Here is a 20,607-nt window from a genome sequence, read left to right on the forward strand (position 1 = left end):
CGCTTGGAGGACCTCACTTGTTTTTATTGTTTGCTTTTTATCGTCCATTTTACTACCTCCTCGTATGTTATATTTAAATTACTATGTAAATTAACTTTTGAATATCTCAAGAGATTTCTAAATAATGATAGATTTAATTGGGGTAAAGAAAGAAGGTGTCTCCATGAAAACAATCACGTTTAAAAATGATAAACAAGGATACCATTGCTGTGTTCCCCAAAACAACGCCCTTGCATATCTTTTTTATCTTATTACCCACGTATGGTGAATAGAACCTTTTAAATAATGAGGAATGGTTTTATTCACCTTTTTTGTGTGCCCCTAATCCTCAGTGGGGAATGAATAAAGTTTCACTATATTGGTATTTCTTTAAAAGATAGGAGAACTGATATTGACTAAGAAATTTAGATTATCAAATGAAGAGGAGAAACAATGTAATCAATTTCTTGCAACAGATGATTTTGCAGAAATATTAGCGATCATTTGGAGATACGGATCCAAACGAAAAGGGTATTTTTCTATCAGAAATAAGAAAAAAATTCCAGAGAGATTTCGTGAATTAGTTGTGAGAAGCACTTCTGTAAGATACTGCAAGAGAGAACGCGAAGGAAAAGTTGATTTTTGGGAAATTGGGATAAACGAATGCCACCCGCTTGTGAAAAAGATCGAGGAAATGAATTGGACGCCAATTTCAGAAAAAAATCGAACCTTCCCCAAAGGGATTTTTAACGAAAAAGTGTTTGTAGCAACGTATATCCGCTTATTACATGATTTAGGAACTGTACATGGCCAAGATAAAGGAAAAATATATAAACGTGCGCGCTTACGCATACATGGATCTGTGGATGTATTGAACAACATAGCTCGTGTGTTACATCGTGAATTGGGTGTAGGCTTAAAACGAATACAAACAGACGGGAAAATACCGCAAGCAAAACAAATTTATTATCAATCCAAAAAAGAAATTCCATTCATACTGGAGTTTGCTGGAGCAACAGAATCCTTACATAGATTTTATGATTTTCGCCTCGGTTATATCTGTACAAATGAACGAAAGAGAGTATAGTGTTTATGACATTGCAGGTAAAAAAATGATTAAAAAAGATTTATTTCATATATGATATTTTAGACCTGGTTCTTCTCGCAGAGATATAGATGATTCTTCAATGAAAGGAACAGGGTAAAGATATATAAGAAGTAAAAAGAAACATCCCATTGCTGGAATCTTTATTGTTTGCTATACGAACAAAGATTTCGAGTAGTGTGTTACCTGTTCTAGACGAGTATGTACTTGCTGACAAAAAGACTTGGATTTGTATCCAAGTCTTTTTGTTTTTTATAGTTACATGTCATTCGTATCAGAATGAGGATATTTTCATTTCTTCTTTAAAAAGTGCTGTTTTTAGCTTATACCAATGATTTTATTGTACTGTTCTTGGATGGTTTGTAGTTGTAGATTTAACTCTTTTGCAAGTGATGCCATCGTAGGCTCTTGTTCCAAAATCAGCAACAAGTTCGACATTTCTAAAAGGATTTGATGAACCTTATATACTTCTTTTGTATCCACATAGCCAAAAGTGGAATGAAGTAGCAGTATAGACTCCATTATACTCATTTTTCGATTGATTTCTTGTAGTAATGGTTTAGAATCCCCAAATAGCGATTGGTTAAACATACAAACACTCTCCCTTACCGTATTCTGCGAGAAGAAGATGATTACGTAATAACTTCCTCATGCGCAAGCTGAAAAATGAATGAAAAAGAGTGATGCTTGTTTGTATTCTATACCAATTACCGTACGTACACAATAATATGTAAGACGTTTGCATATTATGATATGAATATTATTTTTATTTGAAGAAAAATCCAAATGTATATACCGTTTGCATTTTTTCATGGAATTTGTTCTGTTTTGGTTTCTACCTAAACTAGTCTTTTATTTGATTCAAATGAGTTAACCCATGTTAATTAAGTTAACCTAAGTTATATCAAAGTTTTTTTACGTAGCAAGGTTAACTTTAAAGGGGATTGGAATGGGGAGGAATGCAGTTGAAAATGAACAACAACAGATCGATGATCTGATTATCATGATATATTTTAGCTTTGATCATGTTGATACAACCAATCTATATGAAACGAATGGTTTTGTGTACCAACTGTATACGAACTCACTTGAAACAAACTCTTCAGATTGACTAATAAACGCTTTAAATTTACGCGGAGTAGAAAAACATATAAATGAATTAAAACAAATACATAATCCTATAAGGCCCCTTAAAATGACCGAAGGTGTTTTTCTAATAAAAGAGCATTGTATTTTTAATATAATTCCCGTAAAGTAAACGCATACCATACAAAACATACATATAGGAGTGTTATACACAATGAAACCCATTTTCAAAACAAGTATAGCTCTAACACTTTTTTCTCTTTCTCTTATAGGGTGTCAGTCACTACAAACACAGCCGAAACAACCATCTTCACTAACCGAACAACAAGTGATGGCCGATGCTTGGTATCAAACGGCCGGAGAAGTCAAAGCGCTCTATCATCAAGGATATAATATAGGGAAAATGAAATTAGACACAGCACTTGCCAAAGGTACCGAGAAAAAGGCTGCCATCATTTTAGATTTAGATGAAACAGTTGTGGATAATAGTCCGTATCAAGCTATGACCGTGAAAACAAGAAAAGAATATCCCTATAAATGGGAAGAATGGATTCAACAAGCGAAAGCAGAAGCTCTTCCTGGCGCCGTTTCCTTTTTACAATATGCAAATGAAAAAGGTGTGGCGATCTACTACATTTCAAATCGCAAACAGAGTCAATTAGATGCTACTTTACAAAACTTACAGAAACTGAATATCCCGCAAGCTGATAAAGAGCATGTCTTATTGCAAGGCAAAGAAGAAAAAGGGAAGGAAGAGCGAAGAAAAAAAGTTGCGTCAGAACATGATATTGTTTTATTCTTTGGAGATAATTTATCTGATTTTACTGGATTTGATGAAAAATCTGTACAAGATAGAAATCAAGCGGTAGAAGAGATGCACGAAGTATTTGGAGAAAAGTTTATTATGTTCCCAAATCCAATGTATGGGGATTGGGAATCCGCTTTATATCAATATGACTTTAAAAAATCAGATATTGAAAAAGGTAAGATACGTACAAGTACATTGCGTGTATTTGAAGATGCGAAATAATAGAAGTATTAAGACAAACAGATACATGTTTGTCTTAATACTTCTATACGCTGTGGTAAGCTGTCATTTGGAAGATTGAGCGAATGCGCTCAATCTTTTTTCATATTTGTTACTATCCTATGGTTCAATTGCAATATATGGCGAATACAAACTGACTATTATCAAGGGGATTTCCTTGATGGTAAATTGTTGATGTATCAACGATAGAGGACTTCTATCTCGACCTTTATATTTTAAACAAACGTTTGATTCGGCATCCTTCGTACGAAATCCATACGGGTTCGCTACAATTCGTCAATATTTGTATACATTTTTTGAGAAAGGAATTCTGTATGTATAAATCTAATTTCGTTGCTTTCTTACTATTCATGATCTCTTTTTCTTGTTACGTCATCTATGTAACCAAAAACCCGCTCTATTTGCATCCAGTCGTATTATTGTCTATTATGTTGATTACAATTGTAGGTGTCATTTTGTTTAGCGATTTTTATGATACAACTTATATGAAATATATACTTCTCATGGGATTGTTTCTGTATCTCATTCTTATATGTAGTACAATGCTACACATCATATGAGTGTGGGTGTACAATAATATACCAATAATTTTTTACTTGAATCCCTTTACATTGGCCCCATAGGATAGGTGACAAATACAATCACTCCATTTTTATTGCCTGAACCAATTCTATGTGCGTCATATTTTTATTTTCTTACATATTTATATTTCAAACAACACACGCTAGTATACATACCAATTCTTAACAGAAGGAGTGTATATGAAAGCGATTCTGAAACTCATTTTTGCAGGTTCCCTTCTTTGTCTATTATGTGCGTGTGCGGAACGAAGAGAAATCGAAGAATTAGGATTTGTTGTTGGTGCTGCCTATGATCAATCCTCACATGCAGCCATTAAAGGCACCTATCAAATGGTATTACCCAATACATTCAGTGCTTCCGAACGTGGCACAGCTACACAAAAAAATTATATTAATCTAAGTTCTACAGGAGAAAGTATTTTTGCACATTTCCGCATGATTGCAAAGAAAATTAGTCGTCCTTTATTTTTCCCACACATACAAGTCATTATTTTTTCTGAAGAAGTATTACGAACACCCTATATGTTACAAAATATTTTGGATGTATATACACGTGATGAAGCGATGAGAAGAAATATTCGGCTATTTGTGGCTAAGGGTCGTGCAGCACATATTTTAGCTCAAAACGCAGGTCCTGAATATTTACCTGCAAAATATGTTTGGATGCTATCGGAACATACACAAAAAAATGCACAAATGATAGAGAAAAAGCGAATTGGCGATATTCACAGTAAAATCATCGCAAAGAAAAGTTTTGTCCTTCCCGTTGTATTTCGTACAAAACAAGGCGTAGAATTAAGTGGCTCTGCCTTATTTAAAGGTACCGATAATCGCTTGGTTGCAATGTTAAACGCACAAGATACTGCCGCCTTACAGTATATGACTAGCTCAAAAGTAAGAGGGATTGTTTCTGTTCCGATGAACAAACAACGGATTACCTATGAGTTTCATCGTGTACACCAACGCATGGAACTCGATGTGACAAACCCCAAGCACCCTAAGGTCGATATATATGTGAAATTAGATGGAAAAATTGCAGAGATGCATTCCTCTCTAGCTCACCAATATTCCATGAAACAGCTCCAGCAGGTATTAGCAAACGAAATGAAAAAACAACTACAAACGACAACCAAACGCTTACAAACACAATATAAATTAGATGTCATCGGAATTGAAGACAAGTATCAACGACAAGACTTCAAAACATGGAAAAAAATAGAGAATGATTGGGAGAATGGCAAACAATATTTCTCTACCTGTCAAATTCGTATTCATGTACAGCCTCAGATTACACAATCTGGATCAACATTGCCAAAATAGTACATATAGAACTTAGCTATCATATATCTTTTATTAAGTGGATATTGTTATATGGATATCCCATACCATACAGTGGGAGTAGAAAAAATGAAGATTAACAAGGAATATCAAGTAGCTCCAATTTATGTTTTCTTTTTAATACATAGTGCACAATTTGGAGCTGGTATACTGGGATTTGCTAGAATTTTCGCAAAAAAAGCCGGCTATGATGCTTGGATTGGCGTCATATTGGCGGGTATTTTCTTGCATATTTTAATGTGGATGATGTATCGTATGCTGTCTTGGGTTCAAGGAAGTATTTTAGAACTCCAGACGTATATGTTTGGCAGGTTTATCGGAACAGGTTTAAACCTGGTATTTCTTGTTTATTTTTTGATGGTAAGTGTCTCTATCTTACGAACTTATATTGAAATCGTGCAAGTATGGATGTTTCCTACTGTTTCTACCCTTATACTTGCGATTATTTTGTCTATTTTAGTATATTACATTATTTCATCAGGCTTTCGGGTAATGACTGCAATCTGTATTGCCTCTATATTTGTATCCATATTTTATGCAATTATCTGCGTATACTGCGTGGTAGCATATGGACATTGGGATGTTTTTTCACCTATTTTAAATCATTCTTATTTGGATATTGCGGATGCGATGCAAAAATCTATTTATACGATGGCAGGTTCTGAAATCATTCTTATGGTTTATCCTTTTCTTCATGTTCCTAAAGAATCTCATAAATTTGCACAATATGGTCTGCTGGGTTCTGTTGCAAAGTTTTTGAAAGTAAGCTAAACTTTTACAAAACAGATTGAGGAGCATCTAAAATGAGATATTTTAAAGGGAAACATAGTGGATTTTATGTGCATACGAAACATTGTACTGTTAAGCATTTCAATAATCTTATCGAACAAGATCACCGACATGTAAAACGACGTTTTGTTAAATCCGCAGGATTTCAAACTCTTCGCCATGCTTCACGTACCTTGAAAGGAATCGAAACGATTCATGCTATATACAAACAAAAGAGAAGTCAGATTCCAGACTTCTCTTTTTCGACGTACAAAGAATTACAGCAATTATTCAGAATTTCTTAAACGATAACCGTAGTTTATAAATAGGCTGAGTTTTTTTCAAACTTTGCAACAGAACCCCCAAAACCTATACCATTTCTTATCGTTATTTATTGTTATCATCTTCTTAACCACCTTCACTTCTCTAAATGTTTGGAAGGATGTATTCATGTCAAACTATCCTCGGTATAATAAAAGAAAAGTAGAAAGCTGAGGAAAATAGGGAATGAATGCAAGAGAAAGTAGAATTCACATTTTAAATTTACAAGATGAGCATTGTCATAATTGTCAGTTTAGGAGAGATCAGTCCCCAAAATATTGTGTAGAGCAGTGTACTATCGGAGCAGAGATGTATCGCTTAGGGACCGCGTTAGTATCATGTAAGGAAAAAAAACGAAAGAATACCAAACAGAAAAATTGGGACGAGTTACTACCACAAATTATAGCAATGCTGAGGGAGAACGTACCGCTGTATAAAATTGCAGTAGAAATAGATTGTGAAGTGAGCTGGTTGCGGAAGAAACTGAAAGGTCTAGGAATATGGCAGCCGAAAACACCGGAAGAAACAAAGAAAGAAACGCAAAAGAAATGGGACGAACGTTGTAAACAAGCGGTTATGTTACGGAAACAAGGACTTACGTACCAAGCAATCTGTAAACAATTAGGATGTGGTCCGAACGCTTTGAATCAGCAATTCAAAAAAAGAGGGCTAAAGTAATAAAGAATTTTTCGAAAGATAACGGTCTATACAATTCTTTTCAAAGGGAATCCCTCTTTCCTATAGAATCTATACAACATACCATCTTTCAAGGAGTGATTTCCATTGACGGAAAAAGTACGTATCGAAGAACTGAATACATGGATTCCCTTAGCTTCTTTCGAATCTCTACCTGCGGAAGAACAAAAAATGCGGCTGCAATATTGGAAAGAACATTTCACAAACAAAGAAATTACCGCAGGTTTAGGCACATATAATAGCAAACTATACGATTTGTACAAAAAACATGAAATTCCAACGCAAGGAACAGCGCATCCAAAGCGAAAAGGAAAAGACACGAACAAAAGGAAAAAAGAAACACCAACTGATTCACAACTTTCTCCTATCACCGAGCCTGTCCAAACGCAATCAATTGCACCCACCATCCCAATGCAAGATGTACCCGTAATTCCAGAATCTGAACCCACAACGATTCCATTAGAACCTATAGAACAGGTAGAATCCTCTATTTCAGAGTCCTTTCATATCCACTATGCAGGACGCAAGTCTAAACAAAAAGTCATTCATCAATTACAAACCCTTGTTACTCTGCTAGAAGAAGAATCACACGAGCAATACCAGTTCTCGATCCAAATTGAAACAACATGCTTAAAATAAAAACAGACAAAGGATACAAACCACCTATAATTTTCTTAACCTTTTGTATAAAGTACAGCTTGTATGAGAAAACTGTTAATCATCCATAATATGTATTCCATTTTGAGTAGCCATTATTAGCTACTCTTTTTTTATTACCTACTGTTCACTTACAATACTTTTTCAAATGGGATATCACCATATATATTAATTAGGATGCAGAATATTTTTGTATCGTTTCTAGGACAGCTGACACAATGCTTTGCATATGTTGATGCAATTCCGTTATTTGTAGCAATAATTTTTCTCTTTTATATGTTTTCATCTCCCGCACCATTCCTACAGAAAGTCTTTTTATTTCTTGATATGCTTCTGAGCTTTCAAATGCTACTGTCTCTATATATGCTAATTTCGGAAATGAATTGTGCTGTTCTTGTTTCTTGCTCTCCCATTGCTGAAATACATATTGAATCCATAGCCGGATTTCTTCTTGCATAAGTATGATTTTCTGTATTGGCTCTTCTTTTTTATTGCCCCTCATTACAGTTCACTCCATTCTATTTCCATATCAAAAACCTCTCAAAATAATTTTTTTAATGTTTTATTTTGAGATCCCCTTTGTTTCTAAAACATATAGCTCATTCACCAAAGAATCATATTCTCTTCGTGTGATTTGCTTTCTATACAACTGAATTAATAACTCTTGATGTGCTTTTGAAAATGCCATTTTGTCAATCCATTTGGGATACATGCGATGCCTCTCTCCATTTCTGTTTGAACATTTTGTCACATTGCATTATTTTATCTCGATATTCAAGTTCATTCAATTAAAAATAGTATTTTTTTGAAAATATCAATTTACAAATGACTTATAAGTCATTATAATGGACCTATAATATAGGAAAAGGAGGACATTAGACCTTTACAACAGATAGGAGATGCATATGAATGACATGAAACTACAAGATGTTATGACCACTAACGAAGCAAGCTATCGATGGAATATTAACGAATCCACCTTACGAATGCGTATTAAAAATAGTCCTATAATCGATGAGTTAAAAACACAAGGATTAATTAAGTATTTCTTGAAACCTGGAAACAAACGTGGAGAATATTTATTCACGGTTGAAGCGATGGAACGTCTTTATGGTAAAGAAAAAAGAAAGTAATAGAAAGCCCTCAACGCCCACCAAGACTGCGAGGACTTTCCACAATGTCATTTCCATTTAGAAAGGATGACCAATATGTCAAACGCTTTACAAATTAAAAATGATGAAGCTATTATATCACATTCTGAACGACCACAACAGACACCTCAGACGCCAAAAGATAGGCTATTCACCCAAATATCACACATTGTGTGAATGGTTGGAATTGATGGTTGCAAAGAGTCTCAATTATACTTTTTCAGTACTTTCCTTGCACCTATTTTTCTATTCACAATTACGTACATGATTGGAGGTTTTCGTTATGACTTCTAATACAATCGCTACCAACATCAAGGCTGGAGATTATGTGACATTTCCTTACCGCCATAATACATCACTGCAAACTAACAGGATATATTGTTACGGTACTCGAACATACTAGTATTGTAGATATTTCTGAAATGGACTCTTTCTTCCAACTTGGAATCGATAGACGCCAAGTGGTCCGACACGAACAATATAAGCCAGTTCCATCTAAATCCGATGAAAAGGTGGCACAATGAATATGTATCTACTTGATGTGAGATACTCTGTGGCTGGAAGCAACTTTTCAAAGTCTTTTTTATTGGCAGAGCCGCGAGATGGATTTGAACTCCAACAACAGTTGCAAACCTTGCTGGAACAAGAACATGTTGCACCTGTATACATTATGGAAACCGACTTGGAAGAACTATAACCGATCATACAGCATACACAAAAAAAGAGGTGGAAATATTGATTAGTTTTCTCATAAGTGGTTCTGTTGTCTTATTCTTGGCTGGTGTTTTATTTACATTTCTAAAAAAGGATTATCTATTTTTTCTAAATGCGCACTGATCGGATTAAAATTATACGGTATCATATTTGTAGGTGTCCTCATCACGTATGTATTCTATTGCATTCACTATTATGCGCAATAAGGAGGCGTTTTTTTGAAAATTAGTGCCTATACACTTTCTTATACCATCGTAGCACCAAGTGGAGAAATATACCCGACACAAGAAGTGGTCATGTATACAGCCTCACAAGAGCGTGCGATTCAATTACTAGATGATGAAATGCAGCGAAGATTAGGGAAGGGATACAATCGACATATCTCTTGTACAAATCAAGAAAAAAAAGAACACGAACCCATCCAACTGTCCCTTTTCTAACGATCAAAACCCTTCAGGTCGTTAGCTTACCTGAAGGGAAAAATAAGAACAAATGCCCTCCTGCTTGTAGGCATTTGCTATGGATGTTCAATATAACGGAATATACGGAACACCTTGATTATATCATATACTCATATAGAGGAATACTGGAAAGTTCATCATGTATTCCTACACAAAATACCCTTGGAATCGCATAAAACATGCATGTGACTCTCAAGGGGATTCCCTTTACACATCTCGCCACTACTCTCTCATTCTATAGCCATTCCGTTGCCAAGACTGTGCGCCTTGCTATGCTTACCTATACTAAAAAAAAGCAGGTATACCATACAACGCCAGTATGATATACCTGCTATCCATAAGGATTTTAATTTTTATTGAAGCTGCTACTATGAAAAAAGTGAAACATGTTAAACTCCGCATATTGGGAGTCATATTCATTACCCTTCCCTATTATATAGCATTACAAATAAAATACGAATGCCCCCCTATTACAATAGGGGTCTTATTGTTAAGAGCTTACTTTCTAAACAAACTGAAAATACCTTTTCGTTTTGATTTTTGATTTTGTATTTCTCTCATACTCTCTACTACCAATTGGTTTCTCTTTTCTAACTTCTTTTCAATATTTTCTTCTAAATTTTTATTCCTTTTTTCTACTTCTATAAGCTTTTCAGAAGCAGTCATAAAATGCTCTTTTGTTACCACCAATTCATGCGTGAGCTCATGTAATTTTTGAATAAGCGCTTGATTAAATTGCTGTTGTAACACTTGATTCTCTAATACCTGATCCATTTTCTTTTCTAGTTCAGCTTTTTCCTCTTTTGCGGCAAATAAATCAAGTTCGCCATTCCGCCAGGCACGAACTTGATCATACGTCCATTTTTGCATATGAATTTTTTCCTTAATTGATTTCAACTCTTCTATATTCTCTTTGGAATACCTGCGATGTCCCCCCTGACTTCTCTCTATTTGAATATTAAATTCATTCGACCATACTTTTAACAAATCGGGTGTAATTCCTAAATTTTCAGCTACAATTTTCGGTGTATATATTTCCGATTTTGCTTCCATATTTATTCTCCCCTCCTAAAACGAAATGAACATTCTACATGTAAACACCTTTTTATCTACACTTCTTCACAATTCAGAAATGAATTACAACGGATTTCACAGCCGATATACTACATAACAACATTTCGATTTTTATATCGTTTTTCTATTCATTTATGTATTCTTCAATAAGGATTAAATCTCATGTTAATTCTCTACATTTTTATTGAAAAAACTTTATTACGTATTATGATACGTGAAATTTTTAAAGATCTATTTAAAATCACATTTGAACAAAAATTCAGAATATATTAGAATCTAATTGTTACAGTATGTTTTCAAGGAGGAATTATATTTGACTTTTCTACGTGACGTTTTTCGACCTATTCTATTTTTTATTACTTTTGTTTTACTTTTTATACTTCTTGTATTAGCAGATAAACTATCAGGATTGGGAATTTCTAATAATATTAACGCTATTGAGTCCCTCTATTTATTTTCACTTGTATTAACAGGTATTTTCATATTCCCTACAATCAGAAAAGACTTCCAGAATCGTTTCATCCTTAATAAAAATAAACTTTATGTAACCATAGGACTCCCTATTCTAATTGGGATACTTATGCAAGTTATATTGACTCTCATCAGATTTATCCCTATCTTTCTAGGTCATGATATGATTGGTATAGGATCTGGTCAAATAACATATACATCGGATGTAACTAAAACAGGATTTCTATTTTTAGTTTCTGTAATAGGACCATTTAATGAAGAAATTGTATTTAGATATTCGCTTTATGCCGGAATATTTTTAGTACTTGCTGATTTTAAAACAAAGTTTTCTTGGATAGAGAAAGTTTACGATGAATTATTTACACATAAAAATCCCATATATATATGGAGCTGGGTAGTAGTAACCAACATAGGATTTGCATTATTACATGGACCCGACATATCAACCTTCTTTTTATATTTCATTCCAGGCACAATTTACGCTTTGTTTTTTCTAAAATCGGGATTCCTATCAGCTTGGTTAGCTCATGGGGCTTTTAATTTATTTTCATGGACTGTTCTAAGTATTTTATCCATGCTCTTTCTGAACTAAAAATATATCACCTAAAAAATACTCACGTACAATATCATTCGACATCTTATAAATTTATTTATATCAACTAGCTACAAAGATTATTAACTTATAAATCAACAAAAAGCTGAAATGCCTTCTCTCACAAGGCGTTTCAGCTTTTTTATTTTCATAGCATACCCTTTGCAACAAGTTGCAATTTATACTTCAGTATAGTCGCAACTTGTAGCTATTAATATGTATGCTATATTCCGTAAAATAATTACAATTTTTCACTCTTTGAAATTCTTTCTTTATTTATATGATAAACGTTTCTTCAAAATTACAACTTATCAAAGGTTTTAAAAATTAAAGTTTTGGACATGCTAATATCTAAAATAACATTCCTTTGAGGTGAAAACATGAGTTGGTTTGGAATAGGGAAACCTAGAAGTAAGTTTGGGAAATTCATAGATAAACATAACTTAACACAACATGAAATTGCTAAAAAAAGCGGTGTAAGTGAGGGAACCATTAGTCGATTGTGTAGAGGAAATGCCTTCCTTCCATCTCTAAAAACTGGCTCAAAGATTATTAATACAGTAAAAAAGTTAACAAATAAAAATGTTGATTATACAGATTTCTGGCTCTAACTCATCCTTTTTATATAACATCCTGTAACAAATACGTCTGTACATACACATTATGCTTCAGTGCATAATTCATTAATTGCTTTTCCCTATAGTCAGATATTGTACAAAAGATGATAATGGGCTTAATTTGCTGTTGCTTCTGATAAATGTTAGTTAAATAAGCATAATACTGTATTTTCTTTTCATTCACTTTCATATGCTGTAGCCGGTCTACTTCTACAAAGTGAGGAACATTGTCTTTTATGAAAAATGCGTCTGGAACAATTGTTTTTTCTTCTCCTTGATAACGTAAGGTAATGACTTGCTCTGGCTTCCATTCAGGAAAATCTAGCCACATCCATGCTTCATTTCGTAATAAAATATGTTCTAATTGATGCTTCTTTTTTCGTTCTTTCGCCTGTATACCGAGCAGTGCCATCCCTTTTTTATTGAGATAATACACATACTCTCGGTTGTGCGAAGTCACATGGCAATAAGGTCGTAAATCCTTCAGAATACGGTTGGCATTCCGAATACTTCCAAGACAATGAATCGCTTGCAATTGTCTCCTAGAAGCAAATTCAAGCTTACTTAAACTTGATAAAATCTCGATTTGTCTCGCTTTTTGTTTGAGTTTTTGATGTTTCAATTTGTTTCACCACCTTATACTGTTTTAATGCATTCCACATTTTCTTATTGGACAGATAAGGAACTTGAATTTCTTCTACACGATCGGTTTTAAAAAGCGCTCGCCCTGGTATGGATGGAAGTTCTTCTAATCCACTTTCATCTATGGCCACTTGTGAAGCCACTACGGTCGGTAAACGGAATCCAATCTTGGCGTCACTATTTTGTTTAATTTGTCTCGGCAATGTGTCAGAAGTCGGGTACTGGGTACAAAAAATCAAGCAAAACCCCAATGCTCCGCCAATCCTCGCTATTTCCGATAACATTTCTTGACACATATAGAGCATATCTCTCTTTTGTTTTGGCAATCCCTGTGTTGGACACAAGTTCGCTGATTCATCAACTATAATGAAATAGCGTTCTTTGATTGGTGTATCTACAATGTTGGTAAAATAAGATTCTTTCATGCGTACTACCTGTTCTACCATCTTTTCACGGATACGATTCAACATATGTTAGTGATAGGTAAGGATTTGAAGTTATCTCTACCTTTTCCCCCACTCCACACCGTACGTGAGACTTTCATCTCATACGGCGCTCCATCTAATTTGCTTATTGTTTAATTTTTTCTAAATTACAAGCTCTTCGATATTGGTTTATTCGTTTAACTTGTTCCACAGTCAACGAATGTCTTTGAAAGTAAAATTCAATCGTTTGTTTATTTGTCATGTGAATTAATCTATGAAGTTCTTTATGAATGATTCTAAGATTTGCGTATTCATCTGTTCCACCTAATTCCTTCGGAATATAATGATGGCAATGCAGCTCACTTGCTGATAAAAATTCTTTGAGTATCTCACATTTTCCATTCAACATAGAATACCTTGCCATTCGATTATCCAAGTATTCTATACTTTCATTCGGGATATTTGCAGTTAATAGTTTCTTAATTTCGCTTAACACCAATTTATTTAACTCAATATGTTTGGCAATCCTTCGGCCTTGTTGAGTATAAGGCGTTTGAGTTTGCGTGTAATTCCATATAGTTGCTGTTTGTATATCCGCTAGTGGAAATAGGTAAATACCACATACTTTAAATGTTCGATACTTATTTTTAAAGAATTTTGTATACACCGGAGGTGCATTGATTGGAACTTCATATTTCCCGACACCTTTTAATCGATTGAATATTACTAATGATAGGTTAAATGCAAGCTGTTTCATTTCAATATTTACATGTGTAGCATACCTAAAATAGTTACGCAGTCCAAGTACATAGGCATTATATAATTGCACATTTTTCCGAGTTGTTGACAATTGAATAGCCTTTATTCGCTTTTTAATCTCAAGTTTGATTTGCTTCTTTTTCTTATTTGATATCCTAGAGTTACACACCCATTTGTTTCTTTTAGGTACTACATATAATGAATATCCTAAGAACTCAGATTTGTTTTTCCTAAGGTTGATTATTCTGGATTTTTCTGGTGAAATATCTAGCTTCAATCGTTCCTTGAGATACATTTTTATCGCGAAAAACCATTTTTGTGCCGTTCGGAAATCCTTTGCCATAATTTTAAAATCATCTGCATAACGAACAATAAATCCTTGTTTCAATTTAGTACCTTTCATCGCTCGCTTTTGATTTGCATTATTTGTATATGGATATGATGTTTCAAAATAGTGCCATTGACTTGCTATCCATTGGTCTAAATCATTTAAAACTATATTGGATAGTAATGGCGAGAGTATTCCACCTTGTGGTGTTCCCTTTTTTGGAATTCCAAATCCCTTAATTGGTGCTTTTAGAATTAAATAGATAAGTTTTAACACTCGCTTATCTTTAATACCCATATTCCACAATTGTTTTAGAAGTAATGTGTGATTAACATTGTCAAAGAATCCTTTTATATCTATATCTACCGCGTAATGAAAAGTATTTCTGCTTATCAAAAACATTACTCTAGAAATGGCATGTTTTGTTCCTCTCATCGGACGAAATCCATAACTATGTTCGTAAAATTTCGCCTCGCAAATCGGCTCCAAAATTTGCCTAATCATTTGTTGAATTAACCGATCAAACATAGTTGGAATACCTAAAGGTCTTTTATCTCCATTGGGCTTAGGAATAAAAACTCTCTTTACTGCTTTTGGTTTGTATATCTCTAGTTGTTTACAAACCAATGATAAAAATTCCTTTTTATACATTGGTTTATAATTATCTATCGTGAACAAATCCGTGCCAGCTGTTTTGGATCCCTTATTAGATTTTATTATTCGGTATGCTAAAAGAATATTGTTCTCCGAAGTAATCAGTTCATATAGACCATGGAATGATTTATTTCCTTGACTTTCTTCATATAACCTATCAAATGTTTCTTGCATATTGTAATATTCCCAATATCTCATTGTTGTGCTCAACTGTGGAAACCTCCTCGGTTTTTGCCCACATTCCTACCTGACCATTGAGCTTCATTTTCTTAAAATTAAACATAAACCAAACTAGACTTGGGACCATCCCTCCACGTTCATTAGACGCTTCAACGGTACTGTGCCCCTACCTTCACAAAAATAAAGGAATTTCGGCTCATCACCTTATATCCACCTGCCCAGTAGTAGCTGTTTGCATGTAGCAGTTTTTTGCTTCCCACGTTCCAATATATCTAGCTATTCATGATAACCGTAGGTGTTTGCTATAAGCCTGTAGAGTTTATAAGCTCATCGTTGCTTATCCCGAATTTCAGCCATCCGACCCTTACTTTTCGGTGCTCTACCACACTCTTGTGTGCTATACCTTTCGATATAGTGCAATTTTAGACCCGTACATTCGCAAATTCGTCAGACCCATAAGAGCCATTCTCACCATAGTTATCTTTTCAGCCATCCGACCTATCCTACACCATATGATTAAAAATCACTTAGGCTCGTTCAGCCGACTTCACCTAGCTTCATACACAATCTGTCTACTAACAAATCATGCATGTAGGAGTATTAATGGAGTTGTTTCAATTCAACATGACGAATTTCATTCCAACTCTCGATATATTAGTTATTGTTGCTAAAGATAAATTCCAGCAACACTCTCACTTCACGTCTAAACGCTTATAGAGAAACGTGTCGCGCCAAATGCTTGCATGGGATTCTCCGCCACTTCTTCTACTTGTGCCAAGTCCTTGTAAGGGCTGAATTCCAATCCTTCTTTTAAGTCAATCACATAGAATTTCACATGACGGGGTTGCTGTAAAATTAAGCTCGTCATCATATTTTTGAGAAAAACTGTCTTACCAAAACGAGTCATCCCACTCACGCACATATGCGGTGTTTTTTCAAAATCATGATAAATCATTCGATCTAACGCTCTTCCCATGATGACGTTCCATGTCTTCTCTCGTAACAATTCACTCGACCAATGCCATTTTTCAGGAATGCATTGCTGGAATACCCGTATAAACAGCTCCCGTTGTTGAAAGGAAATCATTACGGGTTTATACAACCCTTCCTCTAATACTTGCGCTAACTTCTGTATGAGCTGACTCGGCACACCTAATGGCAGCCGATAGACAAATGTTGTACTAATATCATCCTCTGTTTGTTTCAAAAATACGGGGTACTGCATTTCTCCTTTATGCTGTACACACACTTTCGTGATTTCAAAAAACGCTTTGATTTTCTTTTTATCACTTAGCTCTTTTCCCTTAAAAAAATACGCTACTGTTAAAAAAGTAACTGGAATTACCAAAAGTGAAAACATAAACTCCATACCTCCCTAGAGGTAGTTGGGGTTATGTAGTACATAAGAAAGAAGTTGTTTCCATGCATTGCGACAGCTCCCTTCAACTACCCGATAAAATACTAGCGTAGAAATACATCGAGCATATCACGTAGCAGATACCAGACCGTGCCAATCAACAAGCATTCAAGACCCGCACGTAGTACCCAATCGGGAAGGTGAAGCCCTTTTCTTTTAAGCAATTTAATACCCATAACGGTTGCACCTGTCACGCCATATACAACCCCTAATTCGCCTACAATGGTCATGTTATCGCCAGCCTTTCGGTTGAATGGATAAATTCCCTTGAGAATCCTTGTATAACTGGTAATCTTCTAATAACTCATTCCAAGAGACAGGATGTTCATCATCATATAAATCTTCTTCAATTTTTTGACTTAAATAATAATAACCTCGGTACTGTCGGTCCAGATACACGTCATGACGTAGCATGTGTCCCTGTATCGCTGTTATATCCTCTTCTTTTCTTGTACTTTTGTACATTTGTTGCAATGTACGAGAAGAATAGAGATACGGTGTGCTGTACAACATTTGATATTGACTCATACATCCTGTTGCGATAGGTTACTGCTTGATATTATCTTACAGTTTTCCCCCGCCTAACACCGTGCGTGAGACTTTCGAGCTCACACGGCGTCCCATCTTCCTCCAGTTACACATTCCATAAACTAACCTTTATAGCTAATGCAACTTTTAAAATAAAATTTACTATGCTACAGGGCTGTTAGATTTTTCATATAAAACATTAAGATTGATCAATGGAACGGCTTCATATTTCCTTAGAGCATTGATTTTGTCAATTTGTTGTTCCGTCAGGGAATATGTTTCAACAATTCTTCTAATTTTGATAATGTCTTTTATTCTTACCAATTTGTGAATGTCACTACAGAGAATTAAAAGGTTTTGGTAAGAGTCGTCTGCCGTTTTCCTAAATGGCATAATATGATGACATTCCCAATCATGCTTACCCAGCTCCATTTTGGTTATGGCACATTTCCCATTTTGTGAGATAAACTTAGATATTCTATTGTCATTATATTCGATAGAACAGCTTGGGATATATGACCTCATAACATGCTGGAGAGTAACTGAGTTTATTCGCTCTAAGTTCTTATGAATCGAATTTCTTCCCTCAATTGTATAGTTGTTGATGTCTTGACTGAAATTCATAGGCGATACATGCTTTTGAGCATATATAGGTGATAAAACTTTACCTTGTATTTCTTTCATAACCCATGCGTACCCTTTGAACCTTTCAGTTTGGTGTTTATCCATATGAGTTCGATTTCCGTCGATCCATTTCTGTTTAAGACGGCAATTCAAGCTCTTGCGACAGTGAAAGTTAATCTCTGATAGGTTTTTAGTAATCAATGTTGCCATTTTGTAGTAATTTTGAATACCATGTATGACTGAATTATAATTGGCAACCGTCTGTCGTGTAGGACGTTTTTGTAACATTTTAATAGCATCTTTGATTTTCCGTTTAGCTTTGTGTATAGACTTAACAGACATCACACTGGATATGGACCATAACTCTTTATACTCTGCACTATTACCATTTTTCTTACGTTCACGATTGGTGGTCTTGATTCTCTTTGGATTTGCTTTCTTTTTTCCGCCTTTTTTGGTTGTAAAGTATTTGTCAACGGACCTTTTCCTTTTCCAGACTGCCTTAAGTTCAAGTCCTAGAAATTCGGAACTCTTTTTCTTCAGGTTAACAACTTTAGATTTATCCTCCGAACATTCCAATTTCAATCGTTTCCAAAGAAAGTTCTTAACAGATGCAGAAATTAATTTTGCTTGGGTTGCAGTTTTACAAAGTATCTTAAAATCATCGGCGTATCTTACAATGAAGATTTCCTTAAGGTTTGAAGCTTTACGCAAAGCTCTAAATTTGTTTATATTGTCATATGGTAAACCTTTTGTTTTGCCCCTCCGGCTCCTTGCCGGAAATAATTCCCACTGACTTGCAATCCACCAATCTAATTCATTTAAGACGATGTTCGACAGAAGAGGAGAAAGTATACCACCTTGCGGTGTGCCTTTAGTTGGTATTCCTTCCCCTTTTATTTCAGCTTTTAGCATTGCCGACACGATGGAAAGGAGTTTTTTGTCTTTTATGCCGATGGTCCACATCTGTTTCAGTAGTTTCCCATGATCAACATTGTCAAAGAACCCTTTAATGTCGATGTCAACGCAATGGTAAAATTTCGCACGACTCACTAAATACATCAGTCTCGCAATAGCGTGCTTTGTACTTCTATTCGGACGAAATCCATATGAATGTTTGTAGAATTTAGCTTCGCATATTGGCTCTAGTATTTGTAAGATGCATTGTTGAAACAGTCGATCCCACATAGTTGGAATTCCCAAGGGTCTCATCTTACCATTATCTTTTTCGATCCACATTCTTCTGACAGGCGAAGGAAAATAGTAGTCAAACATACTTCTTATTTTCCCAACAACCTCTTCAATAGAAAGTTTAGATATATAATTAATAGTAAGTCCATCTGTTCCTCTTGTCTTGCTTCCAGTGTTCTTCTTGATATTTCGATAAGCTAACCGGATATTTTCTTCAGATGTCATTAAATGGATTAGTTTATAGAATTTTTGTCCTTCTAGGCTTTTTGAATAGAGACCATCAAATAATTCTTGAAGTCCATAATACTCCTTGTGCCTAAGCTTCTTTTTTGAATTCAAGTTGGTTCCTCCTTGCGGGTGAAGAGTGCAAAGATTCACTTTTCTTAGTCGTATTCGAACCTTGAAAGCGTCATAGAATCTTAATTTGAAAGTGTGTAACCTCTTGAAAGACTAGAGGCTATCCCTTATCCACCTGCCATTACAGCAAGCTTCGTGTGGTACTGTGCCTCCACCTTCACCAGAGCAAAACTAGCTTATCCTTTATCGGCTAATATCACCTTAAGTATTCACTATGACCGCTTCACAGGAGGCAAATCCTCCACGTCCCTGGCTTACAACGTTGCAATATACCGTTCTTTTACTGTGTTCAATTATTTATTGAAACCCAGTGATTGCTTTAGGTGCTTCCTATGAACCTGATAATTATCCAGAGCCTGTAACTCTGCAAGGACTTTCATAATGGTGAGTTTTACTTATCCTCAATCATCGTAGCCTTCAGCTACACCCCATCGCTTAGAGGGGGCTATGGTTTAGATTCGTACATTCGAAAGTTCGTCAGTGCTGTCCTCCATATTAAATGGATTTTAGAGCACATTCTCACCATGACAACCAGACACCAGCAGCATGACCCACACCGTCCCCCTCGGGCTGGTTTTCCCTATCAAAAGATAAGGGCGGATTCTTCCACCATATGACATCGGGCTTAGAACACGCTGAAATTTACCTTCCAGTTCGTGCACTCCGACCTCGTGTATTCCCTTCCAGGCGTTACCCCTTCATTTGAAATAACAGTATATTACTTAGACCCCAGTAAATCTTTAGAAACAGGATCCGCTAGATTTTACGAACATGATAGCCGAAGCCACCTGTTCTTGGTCTAACAACGTTTCGCACCACCATCCATATAAAATTCTAGGTTCT

At 35.2% G+C, this 20,607-nt stretch carries 22 protein-coding genes and 3 pseudogenes; 14 read left to right on the forward strand and 11 right to left on the reverse strand.

Going from position 1 to position 20,607, the window contains the following annotated elements:
- The first annotated feature begins 391 nt into the window (after window positions 1–391).
- Window positions 392–1,066, forward strand: coding sequence for a hypothetical protein (locus MHI28_RS34065; protein WP_340828926.1), 675 nt, complete (start codon window positions 392–394; stop codon window positions 1,064–1,066).
- Window positions 1,067–1,402: 336 nt separating this feature from the next.
- Here the strand turns inward: MHI28_RS34065 and MHI28_RS34070 are convergent, their stop codons facing one another.
- Window positions 1,403–1,675: a hypothetical protein gene (locus MHI28_RS34070; RefSeq protein WP_340828928.1), complete on the reverse strand. Its 273-nt coding sequence runs from the start codon at window positions 1,673–1,675 to the stop codon at window positions 1,403–1,405.
- A 358-nt stretch (window positions 1,676–2,033) separates the two neighbouring features.
- On the opposite strand from MHI28_RS34070, the gene MHI28_RS34075 reads away from it, so the two are divergent.
- The 5 genes and pseudogenes from MHI28_RS34075 to MHI28_RS34095 form a co-directional block, all read left to right on the forward strand.
- Window positions 2,034–2,195 carry a hypothetical protein gene (locus tag MHI28_RS34075; RefSeq protein ID WP_340828929.1) on the forward strand — a complete coding sequence of 54 codons (162 nt, stop codon included), beginning with the start codon at window positions 2,034–2,036 and terminating at the stop codon, window positions 2,193–2,195.
- Window positions 2,196–2,384: 189 nt separating this feature from the next.
- Window positions 2,385–3,200, forward strand: a complete 816-nt coding sequence (locus tag MHI28_RS34080; RefSeq protein WP_340828931.1) for a 5'-nucleotidase, lipoprotein e(P4) family — start codon at window positions 2,385–2,387, stop codon at window positions 3,198–3,200.
- A gap of 779 nt (window positions 3,201–3,979) precedes the next feature.
- Entirely contained in the window at window positions 3,980–5,119 is a 1,140-nt protein-coding gene (locus MHI28_RS34085) for a Ger(x)C family spore germination protein (protein ID WP_340828933.1), read from the forward strand.
- Between the two features lie 87 nt (window positions 5,120–5,206).
- The gene (locus MHI28_RS34090) at window positions 5,207–5,908 is read left to right on the forward strand and encodes a GerAB/ArcD/ProY family transporter (RefSeq protein ID WP_340828935.1); all 702 of its coding nucleotides are present in this window, start codon (window positions 5,207–5,209) and stop codon (window positions 5,906–5,908) included.
- Between the two features lie 44 nt (window positions 5,909–5,952).
- Window positions 5,953–6,210: pseudogene (locus tag MHI28_RS34095) on the forward strand (DDE-type integrase/transposase/recombinase); the annotation flags it as partial.
- Between the two features lie 36 nt (window positions 6,211–6,246).
- On the opposite strand, the gene MHI28_RS36400 reads toward MHI28_RS34095, so the two are convergent.
- Window positions 6,247–6,357 (reverse strand): DUF3967 domain-containing protein, encoded by a 111-nt coding sequence (locus MHI28_RS36400; protein ID WP_372584168.1) that lies wholly within the window; start codon window positions 6,355–6,357, stop codon window positions 6,247–6,249.
- A 55-nt stretch (window positions 6,358–6,412) separates the two neighbouring features.
- On the opposite strand from MHI28_RS36400, the gene MHI28_RS34100 reads away from it, so the two are divergent.
- Both MHI28_RS34100 and MHI28_RS34105 read left to right on the forward strand, forming a co-directional pair.
- Window positions 6,413–6,904 carry a zinc-finger domain-containing protein gene (locus MHI28_RS34100; protein WP_075720232.1) on the forward strand — a complete coding sequence of 164 codons (492 nt, stop codon included), beginning with the start codon at window positions 6,413–6,415 and terminating at the stop codon, window positions 6,902–6,904.
- Between the two features lie 105 nt (window positions 6,905–7,009).
- Window positions 7,010–7,561 carry a hypothetical protein gene (locus MHI28_RS34105; protein ID WP_340828936.1) on the forward strand — a complete coding sequence of 184 codons (552 nt, stop codon included), beginning with the start codon at window positions 7,010–7,012 and terminating at the stop codon, window positions 7,559–7,561.
- A 190-nt stretch (window positions 7,562–7,751) separates the two neighbouring features.
- Here MHI28_RS34105 and MHI28_RS34110 read toward each other — a convergent pair whose 3' ends face one another.
- Window positions 7,752–8,081, reverse strand: a complete 330-nt coding sequence (locus MHI28_RS34110; protein ID WP_340828937.1) for a hypothetical protein — start codon at window positions 8,079–8,081, stop codon at window positions 7,752–7,754.
- A gap of 403 nt (window positions 8,082–8,484) precedes the next feature.
- Here MHI28_RS34110 and MHI28_RS34115 point away from each other — a divergent pair, with 403 nt between their 5' ends.
- The 4 genes from MHI28_RS34115 (at window position 8,485) to MHI28_RS34130 (ending at window position 9,884) form a co-directional block, all read left to right on the forward strand.
- Complete coding sequence (locus MHI28_RS34115) at window positions 8,485–8,712, forward strand: helix-turn-helix domain-containing protein (RefSeq protein WP_000999223.1); 228 nt, start codon at window positions 8,485–8,487, stop codon at window positions 8,710–8,712.
- Window positions 8,713–9,143: 431 nt separating this feature from the next.
- Window positions 9,144–9,254: a hypothetical protein gene (locus MHI28_RS36405; RefSeq protein ID WP_372584179.1), complete on the forward strand. Its 111-nt coding sequence runs from the start codon at window positions 9,144–9,146 to the stop codon at window positions 9,252–9,254.
- Between the two features lie 2 nt (window positions 9,255–9,256).
- Entirely contained in the window at window positions 9,257–9,427 is a 171-nt protein-coding gene (locus tag MHI28_RS34125) for a hypothetical protein (RefSeq protein ID WP_340828938.1), read from the forward strand.
- A 235-nt stretch (window positions 9,428–9,662) separates the two neighbouring features.
- Window positions 9,663–9,884, forward strand: coding sequence for a hypothetical protein (locus MHI28_RS34130; RefSeq protein WP_340828940.1), 222 nt, complete (start codon window positions 9,663–9,665; stop codon window positions 9,882–9,884).
- Between the two features lie 519 nt (window positions 9,885–10,403).
- On the opposite strand, the gene MHI28_RS34135 is transcribed toward MHI28_RS34130, so the two are convergent.
- Complete coding sequence (locus tag MHI28_RS34135; protein ID WP_340828942.1) at window positions 10,404–10,958, reverse strand: MerR family transcriptional regulator; 555 nt, start codon at window positions 10,956–10,958, stop codon at window positions 10,404–10,406.
- A 334-nt stretch (window positions 10,959–11,292) separates the two neighbouring features.
- Here MHI28_RS34135 and MHI28_RS34140 point away from each other — a divergent pair, with 334 nt between their 5' ends.
- The gene (locus MHI28_RS34140) at window positions 11,293–12,042 is read left to right on the forward strand and encodes a CPBP family intramembrane glutamic endopeptidase (protein ID WP_340828944.1); all 750 of its coding nucleotides are present in this window, start codon (window positions 11,293–11,295) and stop codon (window positions 12,040–12,042) included.
- Window positions 12,043–12,422: 380 nt separating this feature from the next.
- Window positions 12,423–12,653, forward strand: coding sequence for a helix-turn-helix transcriptional regulator (locus MHI28_RS34145; RefSeq protein WP_006920338.1), 231 nt, complete (start codon window positions 12,423–12,425; stop codon window positions 12,651–12,653).
- Window positions 12,654–12,663: 10 nt separating this feature from the next.
- On the opposite strand, the gene MHI28_RS34150 is transcribed toward MHI28_RS34145, so the two are convergent.
- The 7 genes and pseudogenes from MHI28_RS34150 to MHI28_RS34180 all read right to left on the reverse strand — a co-directional run bounded on the left by MHI28_RS34150 (window position 12,664) and on the right by MHI28_RS34180 (window position 19,746).
- The gene (locus MHI28_RS34150) at window positions 12,664–13,281 is read right to left on the reverse strand and encodes a replication-relaxation family protein (protein ID WP_340828946.1); all 618 of its coding nucleotides are present in this window, start codon (window positions 13,279–13,281) and stop codon (window positions 12,664–12,666) included.
- A pseudogene (locus MHI28_RS34155) lies at window positions 13,220–13,793 on the reverse strand (FtsK/SpoIIIE domain-containing protein); the annotation flags it as partial. The pseudogene MHI28_RS34155 and the gene MHI28_RS34150, both read right to left, overlap by 62 nt.
- Before the next feature lie 78 nt (window positions 13,794–13,871).
- Window positions 13,872–15,677 carry a group II intron reverse transcriptase/maturase gene (gene ltrA, locus MHI28_RS34160; protein ID WP_340827644.1) on the reverse strand — a complete coding sequence of 602 codons (1,806 nt, stop codon included), beginning with the start codon at window positions 15,675–15,677 and terminating at the stop codon, window positions 13,872–13,874.
- 706 nt (window positions 15,678–16,383) lie between these two features.
- Window positions 16,384–17,007 (reverse strand): annotated as a pseudogene (locus MHI28_RS34165) (FtsK/SpoIIIE domain-containing protein); the annotation flags it as partial.
- Between the two features lie 101 nt (window positions 17,008–17,108).
- Window positions 17,109–17,294: a hypothetical protein gene (locus MHI28_RS34170; protein ID WP_340828875.1), complete on the reverse strand. Its 186-nt coding sequence runs from the start codon at window positions 17,292–17,294 to the stop codon at window positions 17,109–17,111.
- 1 nt (window position 17,295) lies between these two features.
- Entirely contained in the window at window positions 17,296–17,592 is a 297-nt protein-coding gene (locus tag MHI28_RS34175; RefSeq protein ID WP_340828948.1) for a hypothetical protein, read from the reverse strand.
- Window positions 17,593–17,754: 162 nt separating this feature from the next.
- Complete coding sequence (locus MHI28_RS34180; RefSeq protein ID WP_445661815.1) at window positions 17,755–19,746, reverse strand: reverse transcriptase domain-containing protein; 1,992 nt, start codon at window positions 19,744–19,746, stop codon at window positions 17,755–17,757.
- Window positions 19,747–20,607 lie beyond the last annotated feature (861 nt).

This window comes from Bacillus sp. FSL K6-0268 (assembly GCF_038005425.1).
Lineage (GTDB): Bacteria > Bacillota > Bacilli > Bacillales > Bacillaceae_G > Bacillus_A > Bacillus_A thuringiensis_S.